General features: G+C 38.5%; 19 protein-coding genes. All 19 read left to right on the forward strand.

What is annotated here, in order from left to right:
• The first annotated feature begins 70 nt into the window (after nt 1–70).
• Nucleotides 71–2086, forward strand: a complete 2016-nt coding sequence (locus BLT41_RS03500) for a hypothetical protein (protein WP_092158274.1) — start codon at nt 71–73, stop codon at nt 2084–2086.
• 237 nt (nt 2087–2323) lie between these two features.
• On the forward strand, nt 2324–3967 hold the full coding sequence (locus tag BLT41_RS03505) for a hypothetical protein (RefSeq protein ID WP_092158276.1): 1644 nt from the start codon (nt 2324–2326) through the stop codon (nt 3965–3967).
• Nucleotides 3968–4192: 225 nt separating this feature from the next.
• On the forward strand, nt 4193–4798 hold the full coding sequence (gene cysC / locus BLT41_RS03510) for an adenylyl-sulfate kinase (protein ID WP_092158278.1): 606 nt from the start codon (nt 4193–4195) through the stop codon (nt 4796–4798).
• A gap of 389 nt (nt 4799–5187) precedes the next feature.
• Complete coding sequence (locus tag BLT41_RS03515; RefSeq protein ID WP_092158280.1) at nt 5188–6189, forward strand: AAC(3) family N-acetyltransferase; 1002 nt, start codon at nt 5188–5190, stop codon at nt 6187–6189.
• On the forward strand, nt 6186–6878 hold the full coding sequence (locus tag BLT41_RS03520) for an SDR family NAD(P)-dependent oxidoreductase (protein WP_092158282.1): 693 nt from the start codon (nt 6186–6188) through the stop codon (nt 6876–6878). The genes BLT41_RS03515 and BLT41_RS03520 overlap by 4 nt, the downstream gene beginning before the upstream one ends.
• Complete coding sequence (locus BLT41_RS03525; protein ID WP_092158284.1) at nt 6875–7588, forward strand: methyltransferase; 714 nt, start codon at nt 6875–6877, stop codon at nt 7586–7588. The genes BLT41_RS03520 and BLT41_RS03525 overlap by 4 nt, the downstream gene beginning before the upstream one ends.
• Nucleotides 7589–7600: 12 nt before the next feature.
• Nucleotides 7601–7840 (forward strand): hypothetical protein, encoded by a 240-nt coding sequence (locus BLT41_RS03530; RefSeq protein WP_092158286.1) that lies wholly within the window; start codon nt 7601–7603, stop codon nt 7838–7840.
• Complete coding sequence (locus BLT41_RS03535) at nt 7833–8801, forward strand: 3-oxoacyl-ACP synthase III family protein (protein ID WP_092158288.1); 969 nt, start codon at nt 7833–7835, stop codon at nt 8799–8801. Before BLT41_RS03530 ends, BLT41_RS03535 begins: the two co-directional genes overlap by 8 nt.
• 17 nt (nt 8802–8818) lie before the next feature.
• Nucleotides 8819–9919, forward strand: a complete 1101-nt coding sequence (locus BLT41_RS03540; protein ID WP_092158290.1) for a DegT/DnrJ/EryC1/StrS family aminotransferase — start codon at nt 8819–8821, stop codon at nt 9917–9919.
• 39 nt (nt 9920–9958) lie between these two features.
• Nucleotides 9959–10495: an acyltransferase gene (locus BLT41_RS03545; RefSeq protein WP_092158292.1), complete on the forward strand. Its 537-nt coding sequence runs from the start codon at nt 9959–9961 to the stop codon at nt 10493–10495.
• Nucleotide 10496: 1 nt separating this feature from the next.
• Nucleotides 10497–11240: a polysaccharide deacetylase WbmS family protein gene (locus BLT41_RS03550; RefSeq protein ID WP_092158294.1), complete on the forward strand. Its 744-nt coding sequence runs from the start codon at nt 10497–10499 to the stop codon at nt 11238–11240.
• 20 nt (nt 11241–11260) lie between these two features.
• A complete protein-coding gene (locus tag BLT41_RS03555) occupies nt 11261–13039 on the forward strand; it encodes an HAD-IIIC family phosphatase (protein ID WP_092158296.1) in 1779 nt (592 codons plus the stop codon).
• 3 nt (nt 13040–13042) lie between these two features.
• Nucleotides 13043–13267 carry an acyl carrier protein gene (locus BLT41_RS03560; protein ID WP_092158298.1) on the forward strand — a complete coding sequence of 75 codons (225 nt, stop codon included), beginning with the start codon at nt 13043–13045 and terminating at the stop codon, nt 13265–13267.
• Between the two features lie 3 nt (nt 13268–13270).
• Nucleotides 13271–14137, forward strand: coding sequence for an LbetaH domain-containing protein (locus BLT41_RS03565; protein WP_092158300.1), 867 nt, complete (start codon nt 13271–13273; stop codon nt 14135–14137).
• A 25-nt stretch (nt 14138–14162) separates the two neighbouring features.
• Nucleotides 14163–15269 carry a glycosyltransferase family 4 protein gene (locus tag BLT41_RS03570; protein ID WP_092158302.1) on the forward strand — a complete coding sequence of 369 codons (1107 nt, stop codon included), beginning with the start codon at nt 14163–14165 and terminating at the stop codon, nt 15267–15269.
• Nucleotides 15270–15282: 13 nt separating this feature from the next.
• On the forward strand, nt 15283–16002 hold the full coding sequence (locus tag BLT41_RS03575) for a class I SAM-dependent methyltransferase (RefSeq protein ID WP_092158304.1): 720 nt from the start codon (nt 15283–15285) through the stop codon (nt 16000–16002).
• Nucleotides 16003–16170: 168 nt separating this feature from the next.
• Complete coding sequence (locus BLT41_RS03580; RefSeq protein WP_092158306.1) at nt 16171–16764, forward strand: acyltransferase; 594 nt, start codon at nt 16171–16173, stop codon at nt 16762–16764.
• Nucleotides 16765–16766: 2 nt separating this feature from the next.
• A complete protein-coding gene (locus tag BLT41_RS03585) occupies nt 16767–17504 on the forward strand; it encodes a polysaccharide deacetylase family protein (RefSeq protein ID WP_092158308.1) in 738 nt (245 codons plus the stop codon).
• Nucleotides 17501–18517, forward strand: coding sequence for a methionyl-tRNA formyltransferase (locus BLT41_RS03590; protein ID WP_092158310.1), 1017 nt, complete (start codon nt 17501–17503; stop codon nt 18515–18517). The genes BLT41_RS03585 and BLT41_RS03590 overlap by 4 nt, the downstream gene beginning before the upstream one ends.
• The last annotated feature ends 24 nt before the right edge of the window (nt 18518–18541 follow it).

The following is an 18541-nucleotide window of genomic DNA, read 5'->3' on the forward strand; positions in this document are numbered from 1 at the left end:
TGGTAAACCTCTGAAAACATTGTGCTTTCAGGGGGTTTGTTAATTTTAAAAATAAGGAGATCTTTTCATTATGAAAAAGATTACAGCTATTTTTACAGTATTGTTGATGTTGGCTGCTTCTAGCGCCTTCGCAGCAATTACAGTAGAAGCTCCTGCGGGTCTGGTAAACGCTTCAAAGTATTTTACAGGATTTACTTTCAATGCAACAGCGAAAATCGCTGTTTCTAACCAAACCATGATGGTCTACAATAGTACCACTGATGGTTTCTACTCCAACGGTACTCAGACTTCAGTTAACCAGTTCAGCATTGCCAGTGATGGCCATAATGATCTGTACGGTAACTGCACATTCAGTGTCTACAATGGTACTGACTGGGTGACCAAATGGACAAATGGTTCTGTTCCTACTGATAATTTAGGTGCAGGTGGTACTGGTGCAGGAACTTTCTCTTGGGCTGCAAACCAGGTTTACGGTAACATCCAGGGTGTCCTAGCAATGGGTCCTCAGGGTAACGGTACCAACGCTACTACTTACTTTACATACACTTCAGGCCAATCTTTCATGGTTGGTATTGCTAACGCTACTATAAACGCTACAGGTATGCAGGTGGCACAGAGCAGCCGATCCAACGGTACTCAGATGGCTATGCTTTACAACAACGGTTCCATTGATGGATCAGTTTGGGACAACACTTGGGATTATTATGCATTCGGTGTTGACGCAGATACCGCTCAGCCTGGTTTTATTGCAGGACAGGTTAAACTTGGTTCTGCAGGCGTAGCAAATAACGTGCAGGCTAAACTCACAGCTGTTGAAGGTGGCGCTCGTTCATTTTTGACTTCTTGGACAAATTACAACGCTACTACTTATAGCAATAAAAACTTGATTAGTATTCAGAGAGCTGACTCTCAGACTCTTCTTACTAATGGTACTGTAAATGCTGATCGTAACCTTATTACTGGTTACATTCTTGATGACGATGCCTCTGGTATTAACCAGCAGGGTGATAGGCTTTTCGTTGTAATGATCAAAGCAGGAAGCACTCTTTCTACAAATGATCTTACCAACAGAGCTTTCAAGTTGGTTTATGCTGGTACCTCCAACACAGTTGATTATGTTGGTAACGCTACCATGGGTATGATGGCTTTCTCTGCTGATGCGAACCTCAAGCTTGATGGTGACATCACTAGAATGAACCCAACTCCTACTGGCGCAAATTCTTTGAATCTCAGAACAGTTGATATGTCTGGCTATACTGTTGCTTTGGCAGACACTACTCAGTTTGGTCCAACTCAGTCTAACATGACTATTTATAATGCTGGCGGCGTTGCTGTAGGTTCATTCTACGGTAAGCAGTCTGCTGACAAGACCATGACTGTTGGTATCTACGAATCCTTAGGAACTCAGGAAACAGGATATTCTCTTGCATTCCTTATGCCTAACCCAGCTGTAACAGCTGTTGTTGGTTATGCTGCTGCTGGTTACCAGAGTAATGCTTCAGTAACAGCTCTTGTTACTCCTGCTGTTGCAAACACAACTGCATATTCACAGGTTGCACTTCGTGCACAGTGGTCTGGTCTTCCTTCTAACTTCACTCCTTTGACTGATGTTAAGAACGTTAAAGGTAACTTGCCTGCGACTTCAAAAGCTGGCTCTGCTTTCACTTTCCAGATGAAGTTCACTGGAATCGGTGACAAAATTAACAATCTTAAACTCTACAAGCTCTTCCCAACTGCTGCAGCAACTGTGCGTGGATTCAGCTACGCAAATTCTGCTACTCCTTCAGTTGACGGTGCATGGTGGATTTCAAATGCTGTAGCTGACGGTTACCTGAATAAGGAATCCGTTCTTGCTCCTAACGTTGAATACTACCTCAACTATGTTGTAAAAGATAACGGCAGCTTTGACGCTAACGGAACTGCATACGGTATTAATGACCCAATCGTTCTTGGTAGCGTACCTACTTCCTCCTCTTCTAGCTCCTCCGGTTGTGTATTCAACCCAGCAGCTGGTTTCGGTCTGGAATGGTTGTTGCTGATGCTCGCTCCTATGGTTGCTATCGTTCGTAGCCGCTTCAAAAAATAATTTGAAGTAAGCTTGAACAGCTAGCAGGTCCATTGGATCTACAGCTTATATTAGGGGGCCAACTGCAAAGTTGGCTCCCTTTTTTATAGATGATAAAAGATTAAAAAAAGTCGACTCATATTCATATCTATTGAAATGATATGGATGGAAGTTTGCTGGTTATTTATATTAATGTGTTAGGAATGTAAGTTTTTAAAAAATTTTATGAGGTTTCTCTCGATGTTAGGAAGCGACCAAATGAGTGATAGATCCTACCTGCAATACTTGCTTGCATTGATTCTTTTTGCTTTCTACTCGTATTTGTCGATGTTTGGTACGGCGTATTTTGGGGATTTTGGTTTTACTGTAACTAATTATAAATATTTTATATCGAACCCAGACAGTGTATATTTCTGGTTTGCAAACTGGGTGACTTTGGCGGCAGGATGGAGTGTTGAAGCGTTGTTTTCCCAGTATGGGATGAAAATTTTTATTATTGCCTGTGCTGCCATATACTCAGTTAATTTTTTACTAGCAGATGCAATTGTTAAGCTTTGTTTTGGTAAGAAATATACTGTTGTGGTTTTTTTAACTTCCTTATTCGTGCTTACAGGGTCTTCAGGGTATATAAATAGGTATTCGTTAACAGCTTTGTTTTTGAATATTCTCCTTTTTTTTCTTGCAAAATATTTATTTCAGGGTAAACGCGAATATTTGATTCTTGCCGGTTTTGTCGGAGGGGTTCTTTGCTTCGTGCGAATTCCTAATTTGGCAGTGATTAGTCTTTGTGTGGTCTTTTTTTTGGGTAATGATTTTAAAAAAGGAATTACGGACGCGTTATTTTTTATTGTTTCGTGGGTAGTAGGTTGTTGTGTCGTACTATTAGCAATCAAACTTGTTGGCCATTATGAATATTTTATACTTGGATTAAAAGTTCTGATTGCGAAAGGGAAAGGGGTAACAGAAAATCATAATCTCTTTACTATGATCGAAAGACTGTTAAAGGATACTTTATCCGCAGTTGCTTTGGGAGGTCCTTTTGCAATAGCCACTTTTGCTGTTTATTCTACTCTGAAAGGATCTACCCGTCTTGGTTTAAAAAAAATATTGACAGTGGCTGGTTTCATTGTCCTTGCGACGTTAATAGCTTATCTGGCTCACCGCTGGCTTGATCTTCGTTTTTGGCATCGATACCTTTTCACTGGGTATATTCTGATTTCAGGTGTCGTCTTATTAAGTATTACAAAAAATATTTCTTTCAGAATATTTATTGCAGCTCTCTTGATTGTTTCTTTTGTTCCAATGGTCGGTTCAGCAAATGGTCTGACTCGTAATATTGGTGGACTCTGGGTGTTGATACCCGTTGTTATTTGTAAGTTTTTAATCCCAATATTAAGTGAAGAAAATAACTTTCAAGTTAGATATAGAAAACTTGTTGCTGGAAGTATCCTGACCCTTGGCATTTTGTTGTGGGGAATCAGAATTTATCCTCACTTATTATATGTTGCGCAGTGTGATGTGTACGATAGTAAGTATACTAAGCAGTATGATACTGAAGAAAATGTGGGCAAATGTCAGGATGAGCTTGATAAAATAGGAAAGTTTACAAGTGTAGGCGATTCAATGATTACATATGAACAGTCAAGTATGCTTTATTATTTACTGGATACTGTCCCATATTTGCACTCTCCTGAACCCATTTTTTGGGGACCGCAGTTGCAAGGAGTCATAGACCAAGTCGTTGGTGAAAATTTAAATCTTCCAATTGTAGTTGAATCTGTAATTGATTTGAAGATTCTTGGGCATGAAAAAAATAAAGAAACAATGCATACTTTTTTGAGTAAAAATAAGTACAAATTAGTTTGGAGTAATGAGAATTTTACAGTTTATTTGCCTAAGTAATTTTGGACGTGAACGACCCTATAGATGACGTATACGACTCGAGAGGTTCAGGTTAGCTCATGCAGGAGAAACGTTAGGAACTGAAACATGCCGACATCGGTTATGTTTCACCGGAACAATTTGAGCAGGAATATTACCGTAAACAAAAGTTAGCTGCCTAACCTAAAACGGGTTATCCGTTATTTATGTAGCGTTTCACCCAGCCAAAAGGAATCATGATATTAAATGAATAACAGAAAGAATATTAAAAGGTATAGAGGAAGCGTAAATCGCGAAGATAGAGAGAAGCGTAATAAGCATAAGTCCGCTGTTTTTTGGATGACAGGCCTTTCTGGCTCCGGTAAGTCAACAATAGCTCATGCCGTAGAGAAAAAGCTCTTTGATATGGGGATATTGGTTTATGTTTTTGATGGAGATAATGTTCGTCATGGGGTATGTGATGATCTTGATTTTTCTCAGGAAGATAGAACCGAAAATATTAGGCGCATTTCAGAGGTTGCAAAGCTTTTTGTAGATCTTGGAAGTGTATGCTTTTGTGCTTTTATAACTCCTTTAGAGTCAGATCGTAGTATTGCTCGAAATTTGTTGGGTGATGACTTTAAAGAGATTCATGTCGACTGTTCACTTGAAAAGTGTGAGAAGCGGGACACAAAGGGGTACTATGCTAAGGCAAGAGCAGGTTCTATTCAAAGTTATACTGGAATTAGTGCTCCATATAACCCTCCAAAATTCCCAGACTTGCTCGTTAATACAGATACAGAGGTTTTGTCTGAATCTGTCGATAAAGTAATTAGTTTTGTTTTGAATTGCATTCAACCTGCGATGGATTAGCTATTGCGATGCAACAGTTTTAATTATTGAGATAAAAGACGAATGGTTGTCTTTTGAAATTTGATCATATTTGGTATGATTTTAATTAAAAGCTTGTTTATATTTGTTCACAATTTATCTAATCATATTTCTAATCTGTTTTGGCAGAAAAGAGGAATCACAAATTTATATGTTTTTAAATTTGTTTTTGAGTTTGTTGTTTTTAAGTGTCTAGTTTTAAAGTGTTAATGATGTTTAAAAACCGCTGCTCGAAGTGTAAATCAGCGTTTTATGATTGATATTGTGCTTGTTCTGTTGACAAGTTGTTCAATTTTACCTAACAAACTTGTCTAGGAAATAGGTGTGTTTTATACTTTGTCGGACATTAAAAATAGAAGAACTCAGCTAAGATGTTAAAAAAGACATACCAATATTTGTTTATGTTAGCATATCGTTATTATGGCCCTTTGAGAAAAAGAAAAGCCTCTATGATGATGAAAAGTAAACAATCTAGCGGTTTTAATTTGCCCGTTGATGTTGGTGGCATATCAAATAGAAAACTATTTCAGGCTCTCGAGCGGGCAGGAGTTCAAGCCGGAGGCACTCTTTTTATAAGAACGTCGCTTTCCGCAGCAAGTGCTTTTGAAGGTGGTGTGGTTGGGTATTTGAATGCTTTAAAGGAATACCTTACACCTTCTGGTAATCTTGTGATGTCATCCTATACATTTAGTAAAAGTCCATTGATGACCCTTGCCGATAACCCTTTGTTTGCCCCCGAATCTTCAATTGACCAGCTTAATCTTGTAAGTGAGTTTTTTAGACGGCAGAGCGATGTTTATCGCAGTATTCACCCTACTCACTCGGTATCAGCTTGGGGAAAAGACGCTCAGTGGATTACAAAAGATCATCATACCTCAAGTTTTTGCTACGCAGAAGTGTCGCCTTTTGCAAAATTGTATGCCCTTGATGCGAACGAAGTCTCCATTGGGGTTTTTCCAACTTCTCTTTCATATCATTATATTGAACAGTATCTTCCTGTGGGGCAGCCGGGGTTTCGTGATTTACCTTGCCCTGTAATGTGTCGGATCGTGGTTGATGGTAATGAGCGCACGATGCCTTTCAATGTTACAGATACATTCACCAGTATTTTGAGAATCTCTGAAACATTTGAAGGGACAAATGCTGAGCCTATTTCTTATAAAATTTCAGATAACCTTGATATGTATATTCATAATCTGAACAAGCAGCTTGGAGCCTTAAAGGATATTGTTAAAGAGAAAGGAAGTATTCACTATGTGACCAGTCCTTGTAAGGATCTGTTCTTGAGAAAAATAATTAAGCCGATGGTTTTAAATGCCGTTTTTAATAAAAAAGACGGAGTTCTTTATCCTGTTAAGGAGCCATCCAAATGATTATCCTGATCGGAGCTTCCAGTGATATAGGCAAGCAATTGCTCCCTATGCTGCTTGAGAATGATGAAGTATTAGGCACAACAAGAAATAGTGATAAACTCTCAGAATTTCTGGAGTGTAAAAATTTCACCTGTGCAGAACTTGATCTTATGGACAAAAATTCTATCAATTCCTTCTGTGAAATAATTAAAAACCTTAAGGGCAATATAACCCTGATCAACTTGTCTTCCATCTCAATAGATAAACTCTTCCTCGGCTATTCTTCCGAAGAATGGGACGCGGTGCTCAATATTAATCTCACAGGCGGGATTAAAATTTTACAAACAGCTATTCCTGTAATGATGCGTACAGGCTGGGGACGAATAATCAATGTCTCCTCAGTTGTTGCGCAAAGTTGTGTGGTAGGTGCAGCCGCATACTCCGCAAGCAAAGCAGCAGTAACAGCCATGACAAGATCCCTTGCCCACGAATACGGCAGATTCGGTATTACAGCCAACTCACTGGTCCTAGGATATTTCGACACAGGTCTAATTCATTCTCTTGATGAGACTAGACAGACAGCCGTTTTGGAACGAATTCCGTCAAAGCAATTCGGATCTTGCAAAGACATCTATTACGCTATTGAACATATTATAAAGTCAGGCTATCTAAACGGCTCGGAAATTACTATTGACGGGGGTTTAATGTGAGAACTTTTGAATACGAAGAGACCATTGTGGACGTACATGAGGGGTCCTTCTTTCCTACTGAGACATCCAAGCTTATTATAAAATATCTCAAGGAGCAGAAAGATCTTTACGGCTCGTCTCTGCTCGATCTTGGTTGCGGCTGCGGCATCGTCAGCCTTGTTCTTAAAAGGTTGGGCTTTAGCGGACCAGTCCACGCCTCTGACATTTCTGAATCAGCTGTTGCAAACGCTTTAGAAAATTTCAAAAAATATGACCTTGAAATGACCGGAAAAGCCGGCTCAATGTTTGATCCATGGAAATCCATGTCCTTTGATCTCATTGTTGACGATGTTTCAGGCATTGCTGAATCCATAGCAAAAATTTCACCGTGGTTCGGAACATCAATCAGCTGTGATTCCGGCAGCGATGGCACTGAACTTACAACGCAGATAATCCGCAACAGCCCCAGTTATCTAAAGGACGGCGGAAGACTTATTTTTCCTATTCTAACTCTTTCTAACTATCCAAAAATCATTGATGCGGCTGAAGAAATTTTCGAAGAGGTTAAGCTAGTTAACAAACAAAGCTTTCAATTCCCTCTTGATCTGGCTGCAAAACATAAAGACGTTTTAGAAAAAGCTATTGAAACAAAAGACATTATCGTCGACTACAAATTCGGCATGTATATATGGGAAACCCGTATTTACGAAGCCTCATCGCCCAGAAAATAAGGAGAATTAATTATGAATAAAGCAAAAGTACTTACACTCATTCAGGAAGCACTCGACCAGAAAAAAGCTGTCACAATGGCAGATTCCTCACAGACACTGGAAGCATGGGACAGCCTTGCACAGCTCCAGATTCTCATGCGTATTGATCAGGAAACCGACGGAAAAGCCGCAAATATCCCTGAGCTCGCTATCGCTCTTTCGGTACAGGCAATCATCGAAACTCTCGATTCTCATGGATTAATTGATGCCTAATTTAATTCATAGAGTTGAATATTACCTTCCGGAAAACACTATCGACTGCATGCTGCTCGATAAAGAAAAACCGGATTGGAATATTTCTGACACCCTGCCGAAGACAGGGGTAAGGTTTCTCCATCATACCGATGAAGAGGAAACAACTCTTGATATGGCCTTTAAAGCCGCATCCAAAGCTCTTGAAGGGCTTAAAGACTTGCCGGATACGTTAATCGTCTGCACGCAAACACCGGACACCCTGCTCCCGCATTGTTCCGCCATGCTTCAGGATAAGCTCGGATTAGATCGCTCGACAAAATGCTTTGATCTGAGTCTTGGATGCAGTGGTTACGGGTATGGGCTTGCAACGGGATACAGCTATCTCCGGTCTGGAATCTCAAAAAGAGTTTTACTGGTTACGGTTGATAATTATTCAAAAGTAATCAACCCCGAGAATAAAAAAGCTTTTCTTCTTTTTTCTGACGGAGCCAGTGCAACCATTCTCGACAGTCCGGATGAAGACCCCGTCTTTCATTTCGGAACAGACGGCAGCAGAAGCCAAGCTATTGTCTGCAAAAATTCAGGCATCAGCGTTGTCACCGGGGAATCGGCAAATCAGCCTATTCAAAAACCGAGCTTCGAAATGGATGGATACGGCGTATTTCTTTTTACGCTCGGAACCATTCCGTCCGAAATTTCAAAATTGATAAAAAAAGCTGATCTTACAATGGATGATATAGATTTATTTGTCTTACATCAGGCAAGCAGATACGTTCTCGAATCCATCGGCAAAAAGCTGAATATACCTGAAGAAAAACTTATTATAGATCTCGAAGAAGTGGGCAACACAACTTCTTCGTCAATCCCCATTGCTCTTAAGCGAGCAGAAGAAGCAGGCAGGCTTAAAAAGGGAAATAAGATCTTAACCTTCGGCTTCGGCATAGGACTCAGCTGGAGCGGTGCTGTTTTTAACTATTAAAACAAGGTTGTATCGGCATGAAAAAAATCCCTTTAATTAAGCCATATATTAGCTTCGAAGATGTAAAAACAGATTTTGAAGCAATTTTTGATTCGGGCTGGTTCACAAAAGGGCACTATATCGCTGACTTTAAAAAAGAAATGACGGAATATACCTCAGCTAAGTATAGTTTTCCAACAACATCCGCAACAACAGCTCTATACGCATGCCTTAAATTGATGGGCATCACAGCTGGTGACGAAGTCATCGTCTCTGATTTTTCATTTCCTGCAACAGTAAATGTCGTTGAAGAAATTGGTGCAAAACCTATTTTTGCGGATGTTTCTCTCGACACATATAACATGCTACCCGCTGAATTAGAGAATAAAATATCTTCTAAAACTAAAGCGGTCATTTTTGTAGACGCCTTTGGTAACCTCTCTGGATTAGATAAAATCAAAAAAATCTGCGAAAAAAACTCCCTTCCCTTAATCGAAGACGCAGCCTGTGCCATAGGAAGCTCCTTAAATGGGATCAAAAGTGGCAATATTTCAGACCTCACCTGCTTCAGTTTTCACCCGAGAAAGCTACTAACTTGCGGAGAAGGTGGCGCGATTATAACAAATAATCCAAACTACGCAGAAAAGTTAGAAATATTACTCAACCATGGTGCCTCTGTGCAAGACGGTAAATTTGATTTCGTTGAAGCAGGCTATAATTTTAGAATGACAGAATTGCAGGCTGCGATGGGAATTTCACAACTTAAGAAACTTGATTCCATTGTAGAGTCTCGTAACGCTATAAAAGAAAGTTATAACTCGGAACTTATTCAACTTGGTTTTATTCCTCAACTCGCCGAAGAAGGAATCACCCACAATATTCAATCCTTAGTGTACAGAGTTCCAGAAGGCTGCCACAGAGACAATCTAATCAAATATCTAGCTGCGGACAAGATAGAAACGACTATCGGCACATACTGTTTAAGTGGGCTGACATATTACTCAAAAAAATATGATTCTATATGCCCAAATTCAAAATATTTACAAGACAATTGCTTAACTGTTCCATGCTATGAAAAAGTTGATGTTCAAACCGTGTGTAATAAAATAAAACTTTTCCTCGGCAGAGACTCTAAATAGTATTTTAATACAACCACAACACAACTATAGGCAACCTTGATGTATAATTTTACTCCCAAACTCTTTCGTAGCGAAGGACCTGGAATTCCAGATTTATCTTTACTAAAAAGCTGTGGAACAAATGTCATAATTGAAGACGGAGTCCGTATCTTTCACCCTGAAAAGATTTCATTAGGGGACAATGTATATATCGGACACGATACCATCTTGAAAGGATACTACTCAACAGACATTGTTATTGGCAGCAATGTTTGGATAGGGCAACAATGCTTTATTATTGGAGCAGGAGGTCTAACTATAGGTGACTATGTTGGAATTGGACCACAAGTAAAAATTCACCCCTGTGAGCATGAACTAGAGCCCATTGAGATTCCGACTACTTTTAGAAAACTTTTCTTTGACCCAATCACTATTGAAGAAGATGTAAATATAGGGATAGGTGCCATGATTATGCATGGTGTCACATTGCGTAAAGGCTCCCTTGTCGGAGCGAATGCTGTAGTAAAAAAGAATTTCCCAGAATATTCTGTAATTGCAGGAGTTCCTGCAAAGTTGCTCAGAAATAGGAAAGGTTAATATGCCTGATCTGTCAGTACCTCAATACTGTATTACTCTCGATACGGATTGGGCTTCAGATGTTGCGGTTGAATATACAATTGAGCTCATAAACGGGTTTGGTATAAAGCCTACCGTTTTTGCTACTAATGCTAGTGAAGTGGTTAGTAAATACGCATCTGAAGGCAAGATTGAAGTTGGCTTGCACCCAAACTTTTTGCCTAATTCAACTCACGGCGATGACTATTTAACGGTTATAGACACGCTTTTTGAAATGTTTCCAGAGGCCAATACATTCAGAGCCCATGCTTATTTTGAGAACTCGTTAATCTCTAGAGAGTTTTATAAGCGTGGAATTAAGTATGATGCGAACCTTTGTCTCTATCTGCAGGAAGGTTTAACTCCCTTACGGCATGAGTCGGGGCTTTTGAGATTCCCTACATTTTTAGAGGATGGTGTTCATTTGTTTTACTACAAAAACAAATGCCTGTCTGACAATGTTAAAAAATTATTCTTTACAGATGGCTTAAAAATATTGAATTTTCATCCGACATCTATCTTTTTTAATATTGGAACGTTGGATGTGTACGATAAATACAAGAGCTTGAAAGATATAACTAGTGAGCATTTGAACCTTGCATGTGATGGATATGGGGCTAAAACTTTGCTTACCGAGACTATTAATCTTATTAAGGCAAAAGGGTGGGACTTTTACTCTCTAAATGAACTGTACCAAAATTATAAACATATTTTGTTGAATAGTTAAGTTACACTGGAGGATACCTCATGATGCCAACAATTCTTGAAATTGAGAGTAAATTACAGCAATCACAAAGTTTAAATTTTAAAAAGTATAATATATCCATATTAAGAAATATTACTATCGAGGGGCTTTCTGATTATTTGCAATATCTCGGGTTAGATCATCATGTTAAATGCAATGTTGCTTTTAACGATTTTGACAATACTTTTGTTGATGCTGTTGAAGGAAACGCTGACCTTCTTAATGTAGATACAGATTGTGTTATTGTTGCACATTTTCTTGATAAAATGTCTTGGGACCTTGCCCGAAACTTTACTAGTTTGTCCGAAGATCAGCAACAGTCTGAAATTGATAGGATTAAGTTTTTTTTCCAAGAGGTGGTCCAAGGAATAAAAAAGCAAACGAGTGCTCATATTTTATTTTTTTCGATCGGTAGCCCTAGAAATCCTGCATTCGGTTCTATTGATTTTCAAACTTCAAATGGCCAGACACAATGTATTAAAGTTTTAAACGAATGTCTTAAAGATATTTCAAAAGAGTTCAATTCCGTAAGTATTATCGATATAGATAGAATAATCCGTTGTCTTGGGGAAAATTCATTTTATGATGATAGATTTTGGCACATTGGACAGGCTCCTTACTCAAAGTCAGCTCTTTATGAGGTAGCTAAATCAGCATATGACTTTATAAGACCGACTTTGGGGTTGAATAAAAAATGCTTAGTTCTTGACTGTGACAACACGCTTTGGGGGGGGATTATTGGTGAAGATGGGTTGTCCGGAATAGCAATAGGGAGAACCTACCCTGGCTCTGCTTTTTATGAGTTTCAACAAGAAATTATAAATCTGTATAACAGAGGAATTATTTTAGCATTATGCAGTAAGAATAATTCTGATGATGTTTGGGAAGTTTTTCAAAAGCATCCAGATATGCTTTTAAGAGAAAAACATATTGCGGCAGCGGAAATTAATTGGGCGGATAAAGCAACCAACATTCGGAATCTTGCCAGAAAATTAAATATTGGTGTGGATAGCTTTGTTTTTATGGACGATAGCGACTTTGAAATAAATTTAATAAAATCCTCAATTCCAGAAGTTCACTGCATACAGGTTGATAAAAACAGACCTGAGACGCATTTGCAAAAACTTACGGAGTGCCGCCTCTTTGATGTAAATTCTTTCTCAAATGAAGATATGCAGCGCGGAAAAATGTATAAAGCAAACGCATCGCGGGAGAAGTTGAAAAGCAGCTCCTCCAGTCTGAATGATTATTATGCGATGCTTGAAATGAATGTATCTATTTTAATTTGTGATGAGATTTCACTTCCCCGGGTTGCGCAGCAAACCCAAAAAACAAATCAGTTCAATTTGACGACAAAAAGATATACCGAAGAGAACATCAATTTTTTTATTAATTCTTCTGACCATGACGTTATCACTTTACAGTTGGATGATAAGTTTGGTTCATCTGGAATAGTAGGAACAGCCATACTGTCCTATGAGGACGATAGTGCCCTTATTGATAGTCTTTTGCTTTCCTGTAGGGTTTTAGGACGTGGAGTAGAACATGTTTTTATTAATGAAATTATGCGCTGGGCTAAGTCGTTGGGTAAAGCCAAAATCAAAGGTAGTTACATTAGAACACCCAAAAATTCACAAGTTGAAAATTTTTATGGAAATGTAGGTTTTACTGAAGTGAGTGAGTCGTCTGATGAATCTTCTAAGTCGTATATATTTGATTTGCATAATAAAATTTCAGATAATCCAAAATACTTTGCAAATGTAAAAGTATCAATGAGGTAAAGTATGTTTGATAAAGTTAAAACCGTTCTTTCACAAATGACTGGATGTCCTGTTGATAAAATTCAAAAAGATACTGCAATTAAGAGTCTCGAAGGGTGGGATTCCTTAAAGCATATCAAAATTGTTCTGGCAATTGAAGAAGCCTTTGATACGGTTTTTACTGGCTCTGAAATTGAAAAGTTGACTGACGTTAAGTCCATTCTTGAAACGTTACAGCAAAGAGGGTAATCCATGAGACTCTCTGAAATAGGCAAAGTTTTCGGATTCGCAGCAACTCATGATCACGAAATTGAAAATCTTAAATTGTTATTTCAAGAAAAGAAAAACTCTCTTATTTTTGCTAGCGATTGCAGCATGATTGAGGGTCTTGTTAAGGATACCAACGTAAACGCGATCATTGCTCCCATTGGCTGTAAAAAAGTTAAAGGTTCAAATGTTGTAATAATTCCTGCTAAAAATCCCGCTGATTTGTTTTACGAAATTCATGAGTACCTTTTGAAGGAGACGGATTTTTATTATTCTGAATGCATAAACAAAATTAGTCCAAAAGCCCAAATTAGTCCTAATGCATCTATTGCTGCATATAATGTGACGATTGAAGAGGGAGTAGTGATTGGTGACTTTGTGCGTATTGAGTCTAATGTCCATATTGGTGCTGGATGCATAATTAAGCCAGGGGTCCACATTGGTGGGGACGGCCTATGCGCTGTGGGAGATTACGGTCATAAAAAAACAGTATCTCATGCTGGGTCTGTTTTCATAGGCAGTAATACGGTTGTTGGTTCTAATGCCATTATTGAAAGAGGACTGTTTAAAGATATTACCCATGTCGGTGACAGTACAATCATTGGGGCGCTTGTAGTTATTTCTCACAATTCAAGGGTCGGGAAGAATTGTGTTATCGCTAGTAATGCGATTGTTTGTGGATCTGTAATAGTTCATGACAATGTTACAATAGATCCTAATGCAACAATTGCTCCTACAGTGGTTGTACATGAAAAAAGCCGAGTTGGGATCGGAACTGTTGTTTTGGAAGATGTTCCTGAAGGAAGGCATGTTATAGGTAGATCTTGCGGTCACATACCGGTCTTAAAATGACCACTACATTGTTTGGGGCTTGCTCATGAGAATTGCGCACATTGGTAACTTGGCTAATATAGGTTTTTTACATTGCTGCTTTTTAAGAAAAGCAGGGGTTGACGCACATCTATACGTAAATGAGAATGTTAAAATATGTCCGCTTCCTTATAGTTCCTTAAATTTTTCTATTGATGAGGACTGGATTCATCGTTATCCCCGAAAGAACATTTTATCCATGATTGTCAATCAAGTTCCCTTGGCTTTAGAGCTTTCAAAATACGACTTGGTTCACTCTTGGACTTGTTCTTTGCTTCCTGCTGCAGAAGAAATGCTCAAGTTGAGAAACAAAAATTATATTGCTTCAGCAACAGGCAGTGACTTGCGGGAAGCTGCAACTACACGCACTTTTAATGGTGTAAGGGTCCGAAGACATTTTAAAAAAGCAAGCTATGTTTATCATGTTTTTGATCCGTTAACGAACAGTGTGGTCGAAAAATTAGATATAAAAGAATGTGGATTATTGAAAATCCCTGTAGGCGCTACAACTGCAAAAGAATATGATATAAATCCCGATCGTAAGACAGTTTTCTTTTTGCCTAGCAGGCTTCATTATACATCTTCTTCCAAGTCTGAAGCTGTGTTTAAAAATAACAACAGATTTTTAAATGCATATGCCCGTTATATCCACTCAGGAGGAAATGCACGCCTAATAATGCTTAAAAGGGGTGCTGATTACAGGAAGGCGGTACGTGTTATTGAAGACTTGGGTATAATTGAAAATGTTTCTTGGTTAGATGAGATGTCACCAAAGGCGTTGGCAGCTTTTTTTTATAAGTGTGATGTCGTTGTTGATCAGTTTAATGATCTGCCATATCCCGCGCCTGGAGGAGGCATAGCTATTGAGGCTATGGCTCATGGGACTCCTGTAATGATTGGCAGTAATGCGGAACTCAGTAATAAGTTTTATGGTTCTGTTGCTCCCAATTTGTCGTGCTCTACTGAAGATGAAATTTATGAAAGAATCCTTGAATGTGAAGACAAAAAATATTTGCGAAATGTAGGTCAAGCCTGTAAAGAGTGGATCAACAAGCATCATGGTTGGGAGCTTGTTACAAGCGATTTAATTAAAAAATATAAAGAATACCTTTAATAGGAGAATATCAATGAACGAAAAACAAATGCTTGATTCAGTTGCACATAATTATTTGAATCCTACCACATCCCGAGATACGGATAAAAATATACTAGATCTTATTGCTAAGCATGTTCTTAAGAATATGCCCTCTGAGAAAGATAGAATTATTGAAATGGGCATAGGGGACAACGTTTGGACTAAATATATTTTGGACAAGTTTAACAAGTCTACAATTATTGATGCTTCAGAAGATTTGATTGATGCGGTTAGGCCTACATATAAAAATGTTGAGTTCGTTAATTCATATTTCGAGAACTATAGTCCAGAGAATAAGTATGATCAGGTTGTCTGCTCTTTTGTTCTAGAGCATGTTATTGATCCGGTTGAAACATTGCAGAAAGTACGTACTTGGATTCATGATGAGTCTGTTGTTCACATTCTTGTGCCCAATGCAGACTCGATACATAGGCAGCATGCTGTAAAAATGAACCTTGCAGAAAATTCTTTTGATCTTGGGCCTGCTGATAAAAAAATTCATCATCGCCGAGTTTATACGCTGGAGCATTTACGCGGAGATATAGAAAAGGCTGGGTTAAAAGTTGTTAGTGAAGAGGGATTGTTTTTGAAAACTTTGCCTAATTCCTTTCTTTCTCAATTAAGTCCTGAACAACTTAAAGGTTTTTTTGACTTAGCTTTTGATTTTCCAGTAAAGAATGGCGCAGCCCTTTACTTAACTGCTAAGAAGTAGTTTTCAGTGCTTGCGGATTATCTGCTTAAGACTGCATGTTTGTTTTGTTGTATATAAAGTTGTTCTGAAATTATGAGCTTTGTTTTGAGGTTGACTAAATATAATTGTGAATTGATATAGTACAGTTTAATTTTAAACAATAATAAATATATATAAGAGAATGATAGCATGTTCATTGATAAAACAGCACATGTAGAAGACAGTGCTATTATAGGTGAGGGAACTTGCATCTGGCAACAGGTGCAGGTTAGGGCTAATGCAGTTATTGGGTCTGACTGTATCATTGGTAAAGGTGCATTCATTGATTTTGGTGCAGAAATAGGAAACAAAGTTAAAGTACAGAATTATGCAAATGTTTTTAGAGGGGTTAAGATTGATGATGGTGTTATGATAGGCCCTTCTGTTTGTTTTACCAATGATATGTTTCCCCGAGCCGTTGATCAAGACGGAGCCTTGCTGGATATTGGCGACTGGGAGTGTTTTAAGACTCACGTTAAAACAGGTGCTGGCATCGGTGCCGGCTCGGTTATCGTATGTAATAATACTATAGGGAAATGGGCCATCGTTGGAGCAGGCAGCGTTGTTACGAAAGATGTTCCTGATTATGGTCTTGTTTATGGAAATCCTGCGCGGTTAAGAGGTTACGTCTGTTCATGTGGCAATAAATTGGATCTTCTTCCGACCACGGATTCTAATGTTGAAGCGGTTTGCTCTGCTTGTAGCATGACTGTGGTTATCAATAGCCAGTCTCCTCAGGATTAACAATGTTTACCTATGATAAATATAGGGACTTTTTGTCGCTGATAAAGAAGACGTCAGAAACATATCTTTTTATGGATTTTGACTGGAACTCTAACGGGTTGATCTTAAGGCATGATATCGATCTTTCAATTGATTATTGTTTTAAATTAGTTAAAGCCGAAAAAGAGGTAGGAGTACTTTCAACTAATTTTATATTAATGACTTCTCCCTTCTATAATCCTCTTGCGGCAGAGAATGCTTCAATGCTTCAGGAAATGTCTGAATGGGGATTCGAAATTGGACTCCATTTCGATCCTACTTGCTACCCTGATGTAAGTTCGGATGAGCTACAGAAATATGCAGAGGAAGAGGCAGCAGGTCTGAGTCGTATCGTTGGCAAAGATGTTAAGTCCATTAGTTTGCATTGTCCTTCGGTACATGGTCAATTCCCTATGTTTGATGGGTTTATAAATGCCTATGATCCTGAATTCTTTTCTAATGAAAATTATATTTCCGACTCTTGCATGTCATTCAGAGGAAAAAATCCAGTTGAGTGGTTAAATCTTTCGCAGACAAAAGCTGTGCAGATGTTGTTGCACCCTCTTCACTATCAGAGTGAATCAGCTAATTATGTTCCTGTTTTTGAAGGATATATTAATCAACAGATTTCTACTATCAACACACATTTTTCGGCCAATTTTTCCTACAGGAAAGACATTGGAGAGCTTCCTAATTACAGTGTAGCTCACTTGCAGTCATGAAAAAAATAGCAATTCTTAACACCTTATCCTCTGGAGTAGACATTTTCAATGTTGTTTCTGACAAGTTGAATGTTTCTGCAATTATCGGGCTTTCCAGTTCGGTAAAAAAAGATGGAGTTTCTGGGTACATTGACCAGGAAAGTCTTTGTAAAGAAAGTGGAGTGGAACTAATTGAAATTTTTGATTACTCCTTGTCTGCCGCTGAAGACAAGGAAAAGCTGCTTGGATATGATATAGATATTTTGCTTGTTGCTGGGTGGCAACGCCTGATCCCAGACTGGTTGATTGATCATTGTAAAATATGTGCAGTGGGTGTGCATGGAAGTCCTTATGGAATTACTGAAGGGCGTGGTCGATCTCCGCAAAACTGGGCTTTGATTTTGGGAAAAGAAGAGTTCAGTCTTTCAATCTTCGAAATCACTCCTGGTATTGATGATGGGGCTATTATTAAAAGCTGCACTTTTGAAATATCACCATTTGATACAATTTCATCCATGCAGCATAAGGTCGCAAGACTTACTGCAAAAATGTTTATTGACTCTGTTTTGGATGGAGCAATCAGTTCTCGCCATTTTGCTGAGCAGGAAGGGGAAGCAAAATACTTACCTATGAGGCGACCTGAGGACGGTGAAATTGACTGGAATTTGTCTTCAGTTGCAATTTGTGATTTTATCAAGGCTCTTTCGCATCCCTATCCGGGGGCCTATTCTTATTGCGGTGAAATCAAAACAATTTTCTATGCCGCTGTTCCTTTTTCGTGTTCTGAAGAATATTCCTGTCCTGCAGGAACGGTTATACAAATTTTTACAAATGCTGATTTGCTCGTTAAGACCGGTGATGGGGCTGTTTTGGTTGTCGATTACATCGTCAGTGAGGCTCAACTATCCGCATTAAACACAAAAGTTTTTAGCTCAGCAAATTCAGCTGAACAGTACAAAAGGATTATTTCTAGGCATAAAGAAAAACATCCTGACTTAGACTTAGCCTCAGACATTTTGTCTTTAGCAAAATAACTTTAAACTTTTTAAGGATATAAT

The organism is Maridesulfovibrio ferrireducens, assembly GCF_900101105.1.
In the GTDB taxonomy this organism is placed as follows: Bacteria; Desulfobacterota; Desulfovibrionia; order Desulfovibrionales; family Desulfovibrionaceae; genus Maridesulfovibrio; species Maridesulfovibrio ferrireducens.